General features: G+C 69.9%; 4 protein-coding genes and 1 pseudogene. 4 read left to right on the forward strand and 1 reads right to left on the reverse strand.

Annotated features, from left to right (window positions below; genetic code table 11):
* Positions 1-110, reverse strand: a pseudogene (locus ACFRMQ_RS37770) (FtsW/RodA/SpoVE family cell cycle protein); the annotation flags it as partial.
* Positions 111-561: 451 nt separating this feature from the next.
* Between ACFRMQ_RS37770 and kdpF the strand changes: the two are divergent.
* The 4 genes from kdpF to kdpC are packed head-to-tail and all read left to right on the forward strand — an operon-like array spanning position 562 to position 5,091.
* Positions 562-651: a K(+)-transporting ATPase subunit F gene (gene kdpF / locus ACFRMQ_RS37775; RefSeq protein WP_045693083.1), complete on the forward strand. Its 90-nt coding sequence runs from the start codon at positions 562-564 to the stop codon at positions 649-651.
* 1 nt (position 652) lies between these two features.
* Positions 653-2,317 carry a potassium-transporting ATPase subunit KdpA gene (kdpA, locus tag ACFRMQ_RS37780; protein ID WP_380735399.1) on the forward strand — a complete coding sequence of 555 codons (1,665 nt, stop codon included), beginning with the start codon at positions 653-655 and terminating at the stop codon, positions 2,315-2,317.
* Positions 2,317-4,440 carry a potassium-transporting ATPase subunit KdpB gene (gene kdpB / locus ACFRMQ_RS37785; RefSeq protein ID WP_380735400.1) on the forward strand — a complete coding sequence of 708 codons (2,124 nt, stop codon included), beginning with the start codon at positions 2,317-2,319 and terminating at the stop codon, positions 4,438-4,440. Before kdpA ends, kdpB begins: the two co-directional genes overlap by 1 nt.
* Before the next feature lie 21 nt (positions 4,441-4,461).
* Positions 4,462-5,091 (forward strand): K(+)-transporting ATPase subunit C, encoded by a 630-nt coding sequence (gene kdpC, locus ACFRMQ_RS37790; RefSeq protein WP_380735401.1) that lies wholly within the window; start codon positions 4,462-4,464, stop codon positions 5,089-5,091.
* The last annotated feature ends 67 nt before the right edge of the window (positions 5,092-5,158 follow it).

A 5,158-nucleotide genomic window follows, 5' to 3' on the forward strand; every position in this document is an offset into this window, starting at 1 on the left:
CGTTGCAGCTTGATCGACTGGAGGAGCCCTATGGCGATCCAGGCCGCGAACATGGCGGTACCGCCGTAACTGACGAAGGGCAGGGGCAGACCGGCGACGGGCATGATGCCGCCGTCCGGGGCCGTCCCGTTCCCGGCGGCAGGGCGGCAGGGCGGCAGGGCGGCAGAGCCACGGAGCCGCACAGCCGCGGCCGGCGCGCGCAAGGCCCCCGGCCCGGGTCTCGGTCCGGTGAAGCGTCCGTCAACGTCGCGTCAACGTCGCGCTATCACCCGTATGGAGGGCGTCAGGGAGCCATAACGCGCCTCTGACGGCTGCTTTGCTGCATCTGCCGGTCGTCCACCGGCGCCGCGCGGAGCCCCTCCGGCCCAGGCCGCGGCATCTCCCGAACCACTCTGGTGGAGCCCATGTCCGATCTCATCTACGTCGGTGTCACGGTCGCCGTGTTCGCCGTCATCGCCCTGATCGCGCGGGGGGTGGAGAAGCTGTGAGTGAGCGCAGCGAACGAACCATCGAAGGGCGCGTGTTGCGCCAGGCGCCCGGCGAGCGCAGCGAGGTGGCCGCATGAGCGCCGAGAACATCGCTGGTCTGGTCGTGGCCGTCGCGCTCGTCGGCTATCTCGTCGTGGCGCTGATCTTCCCGGAGAAGTTCTGACATGGGATCCACTCTCGCGGGCTGGCTGCAGGCGCTCGCCCTCGTCGGCGCGCTGGCCCTGTGCTACCGCCCCCTCGGCGACTACATCGCCAGGCTGCTCACCACCTCCAAGCACCTCAGAGTCGAGCGCGGCATCTACAAGCTGATCGGCGTCGACGGCGACGCCGATCAGCGCTGGCCGGCCTACCTCCGCTCGGTGCTGGCCTTCTCGGCCGTCTCCGTCCTCTTCCTGTACGGCCTGATCCGCCTCCAGGGCCACCTGCTGCTGAACCTGGGAGTTCCGCAGATGGAGGGCCACCAGGCCTGGAACACCGCGATCTCGTTCGTCGCCAACACCAACTGGCAGTCCTACGCGGGTGAGTCCGCGATGGGCCACCTGGCGCAGATGGCGGGCCTGGCGGTGCAGAACTTCGTCTCCGCGGCCGTCGGCATCGCCGTCGTCGCCGCGTTGATCCGGGGCTTCACCCGCAACCGGACCGACCGGGTCGGCAACTTCTGGGTGGACCTCACCCGGATCAACCTGCGGCTGCTGCTGCCGATCTCGATCGTCTTCGCCCTGGTCCTGGCCGCCAACGGCGTGATCCAGAACTTCCACGGCTTCACCGACCTGACGACCCTCAGCGGTGAGGTCCAGAAGATCCCGGGCGGCCCGGTGGCCTCCCAGGAGGTCATCAAGCTGCTCGGCACCAACGGCGGCGGCTTCTTCAACGCCAACTCGGCGCACCCGTTCGAGAACCCGACCGGTTTCACCAACCTGGTCGAGATCTTCCTGATCCTGCTGATCCCGTTCGCGCTGCCGCGGACCTTCGGCCGGATGGTGGGGGACAACCGTCAGGGCTACGCGATCGTCGCCGTGATGGGCCTGTTCTGGATCGCCTCGACCGCCCTGCTCACCTTCGCGGAGTCGCAGCACCAGGGCAGCGCCCTGCAGGCCGCGGGCGCCGCGATGGAGGGCAAGGAGCAGCGCTTCGGCATCGCCGCCAGCTCGCTGTTCGCCGCCACGACCACGCTGACCTCGACCGGTGCGGTGAACTCCTTCCACGACTCGTACACGCCGTTCGGCGGCGGGCTGACGGTCTTCGACATGATGCTGGGTGAGATCGCGCCCGGCGGTGTGGGCTCCGGCCTGTACGGGATGCTCGTGCTGGCGGTCGTCGCGGTGTTCGTCGCCGGTCTGATGGTCGGCCGCACCCCCGAGTACCTGGGCAAGAAGCTCGGCGGCCGGGAGATGAAGTTCGCCTCGCTGTACATCCTCACCACTCCGACGATCGTGCTGGTCGGCACGGGCGTGGCGATGGCCCTGCCGGGCGAGCGGGCCGGGATGCTCAACTCGGGCGCCCACGGCTTCTCCGAGGTGCTGTACGCCTTCACCTCGGCCTCCAACAACAACGGCTCGGCCTTCGGCGGCATCACCGTCAACACCGACTGGTACGACACCGCGCTCGGCCTGGCGATGATCCTCGGCCGGCTGCTGCCGATCGTCTTCGTCCTGGCGCTGGCCGGCTCGCTCGCCCAGCAGCAGCCGGTCCCGGCCACTCCGGGCACCCTGCCCACCCACAAGCCGCTGTTCGTGGGCCTGCTGTCGGGCGTCGTCCTGATCGTCGTCGGCCTCACCTACTTCCCGGCCCTGGCTCTCGGGCCGATCGCGGAAGGTCTGTCCTCCTGATGTCCACCCCTACGCTCAACGCCGAGAACCCCGCACCGGCCGACCGGACCGAGCCCGCCGCACCGCACAGAGTGGCGAGCGGTCTCCTCGATCCGAAGCTGATCATCGCGTCCCTGCCGGACGCGGTGAGGAAGCTCGACCCCCGGGTGATGGTCAAGAACCCGGTGATGTTCGTGGTCGAGGTCGGTTCGGTGGTCACCACCGTCTCCGCGATAGCCGACCCCTCCGTGTTCGCCTGGTCCATCACCGTGTGGCTCTGGCTCACCACGGTCTTCGCCAACCTGGCCGAGGCCGTCGCCGAGGGCCGCGGCAAGGCCCAGGCCGACACCCTGCGCAAGACCAAGACCGACACCATGGCCCGCCGGCTCACGAACTGGCCGGCCACCCGGGCCGAGGAGGAGGTGCCCGGCACCGCGCTGCGGCTCGGCGACCACGTGGTGGTCGAGGCCGGCCAGATCATCCCCGGCGACGGCGACGTCGTCGAGGGAGTCGCGTCCGTCGACGAGTCGGCGATCACGGGAGAGTCCGCGCCGGTGATCCGCGAGTCCGGCGGCGACCGCAGCGCCGTCACCGGCGGCACCAAGGTGCTGTCCGACCGGATCGTGGTGAAGATCTCCTCCGAGCCCGGCAAGACCTTCATCGACCGGATGATCGCCCTGGTCGAGGGCGCCGCCCGGCAGAAGACGCCGAACGAGATCGCGCTCAACATCCTGCTCGCCTCGCTGACCATCGTCTTCCTGGTCGCGGTCGTCACGCTCCAGCCGATGGCCACCTACGCGGGCGCCCCGCAGTCGATGATCGTCCTGGTCGCCCTGATCGTGGCGCTCATCCCGACCACCATCGGCGCGCTGCTCTCCGCGATCGGCATCGCCGGCATGGACCGGCTGGTGCAGCGCAACGTGCTGGCGATGTCCGGGCGCGCGGTCGAAGCCGCCGGCGACGTCAACACCCTGCTGCTCGACAAGACCGGCACGATCACCCTGGGCAACCGCCAGGCCGCCGAGTTCCTGCCCGCCCCCGGGGTGGGCACCGAGGAACTCGCCGACGCCGCCCAGCTCTCCTCCCTCGCGGACGAGACCCCCGAGGGCCGCTCGATCGTGGTCCTCGCCAAGAGCGAGTACGGTCTGCGGGCCCGTGTCCAGGGCGAGTTGACGCACGCCACCTGGGTCCCGTTCACGGCCCAGACCCGGATGTCCGGCGTCGACCTGGACGAGGCGGAGGGGGTGCACCAGGTCCGCAAGGGGGCGGCCGGCTCCGTCTCCGCCTGGGTGAAGGAGAACGGCGGTTCGGTCGGCGACGAGGTCGCCGCCCTGGTCGACCGGATCTCCGCGGCCGGCGGCACCCCGCTGGTGGTGGCCGCGAGGACCGGCCGCGAGCCCGCCCGCGTCCTCGGGGTCATCCACCTCAAGGACGTGGTCAAGGAGGGCATGCGGGAGCGCTTCGACGAGCTCCGCCGGATGGGCATCAAGACCGTCATGATCACCGGCGACAACCCGCTGACCGCCAAGGCGATCGCGGAGGAGGCGGGCGTGGACGACTTCCTCGCCGAGGCCACCCCCGAGGACAAGATGGCCCTGATCAAGAAGGAGCAGGAGGGCGGCAAGCTGGTCGCGATGACCGGCGACGGCACCAACGACGCCCCCGCGCTCGCCCAGGCCGACGTCGGCGTCGCGATGAACACCGGGACCATGGCGGCCAAGGAGGCCGGCAACATGGTCGACCTGGACTCCAACCCCACCAAGCTGATCGAGATCGTGGAGATCGGCAAGCAGTTGCTGATCACCCGCGGCGCGCTGACCACCTTCTCGATCGCCAACGACGTGGCCAAGTACTTCGCGATCATCCCCGCGATGTTCGCCGGGGTCTACCCGGGCCTGAGCCACCTCAACATCATGGGCCTGCACAGCCCCCAGTCCGCGATCACCTCGGCGATCGTCTTCAACGCCCTGGTCATCATCGGCCTGATCCCGCTCGCGCTGCGCGGCGTGCGCTACCGCCCGTCCGACGCCAGCTCGCTGCTGCGCCGCAACATCGGGGTCTACGGCTTCGGCGGCCTGGTGGTGCCGTTCGTCGGCATCAAGCTGATCGACCTGATCGTCCAGTTCATCCCCGGCCTCGGCTGACACGGGGAAGGAGAGAAAACCATGTCCAAGCCCCTGCCGACGATCCTGCGCACCCACCTCACCGCGCTGCGCGCGCTGCTGGTGCTCACGGTGATCCTCGGAATCGCCTACCCGCTGCTGATCACCGGGATCAGCCAGGTCGCGTTCGACGACAAGGCCAACGGCTCGATCGTGACGTCCGGCGGCAAGCAGGTCGGCTCCAGCCTGATCGGCCAGAGCTTCGACCTCCCGAAGGCCGACCCGGCGGACCCCAAGGAGGAGCCCCGGCCGGACCCTCAGTGGTTCCAGCCCCGGCCCTCCACCAACGGCTACGCCGGTGACAACTCCGGTGCCGGCAACCTCGGTCCGAACAGCGAGGACCTGCTGAAGGCCGTCGACGACCGGCGCGCCGCCGTCGCCGCCTTCGACGGCGTCGACCCGGCGACCGTCCCCGCCGACGCGCTGACCGCCTCCGGCTCCGGCCTCGACCCGCACATCTCCGTCGCGTACGCCGAGGAGCAGGTCGACCGGGTCGCGAAGAACCGCGGCCTGCCGGTGGAGACGGTGAAGCGCCTGGTCGACGAGTTCACCGAGGGCCGCTCGGCCGGCTTCCTCGGCAACGAGGGCGTCAACGTCGTGCTGCTCAACAAGGCTCTCAGCGAGCAGAAGTGACGCTCCATCAGATCAACGGGTGATCCGGGCCGGCCCGGGCGCGGGAGGGCGACTCCCGGGCCCGGGC

It is taken from the genome of Kitasatospora sp. NPDC056783, from assembly GCF_042789895.1.
Classification (GTDB): domain Bacteria; phylum Actinomycetota; class Actinomycetes; order Streptomycetales; family Streptomycetaceae; genus Kitasatospora.

Bases quoted from the DNA above. Each gene is read 5' to 3' on its own strand.
- kdpF (WP_045693083.1), top strand. From the start codon at position 562: ATGAGCGCCGAGAACATCGCTGGTCTGGTCGTGGCCGTCGCGCTCGTC.
- kdpA (WP_380735399.1), top strand. From the start codon at position 653: ATGGGATCCACTCTCGCGGGCTGGCTGCAGGCGCTCGCCCTCGTCGGC.
- kdpB (WP_380735400.1), top strand. From the start codon at position 2,317: ATGTCCACCCCTACGCTCAACGCCGAGAACCCCGCACCGGCCGACCGG.
- kdpC (WP_380735401.1), top strand. From the start codon at position 4,462: ATGTCCAAGCCCCTGCCGACGATCCTGCGCACCCACCTCACCGCGCTG.